The following is a 264-nucleotide window of genomic DNA, read 5'->3' on the forward strand; positions in this document are numbered from 1 at the left end:
ATCCAAGGTTTAAGCTTTCCCCTCAAGCAAGCCTGCCAGCATTTACAGCAGTGGTTAAGGCAGCGTCAGCTATGCAGTAACACCTTACTGCTTACTTTATCTTTTCGCGATAAACCCAGTGAGCAAGTAAGCCTTAAAAGCGCTCGCTTATTACAAACCAGCCAAGATTGGTTAGCCCTATTTAGGCTAAAACTAGAAACGCTACGCCTGCCTGCGGCGGTGCTCGAATTTTCCCTTTATTGCCAGGCGCTTTATCCCCTAGGT

Annotated in this window: 1 protein-coding gene; it reads left to right on the forward strand. The window is 47.3% G+C overall.

What is annotated here, in order from left to right; all coding sequences use genetic code 11:
- The coding region (locus Q4528_RS14260; RefSeq protein WP_303522281.1) for a DNA polymerase Y subunit UmuC family protein at nt 1-264 on the forward strand (264 nt) is incomplete at both ends.

This window comes from Staphylococcus pasteuri, from assembly GCF_030547725.1.
GTDB lineage: Bacteria > Bacillota > Bacilli > Staphylococcales > Staphylococcaceae > Staphylococcus > Staphylococcus pasteuri.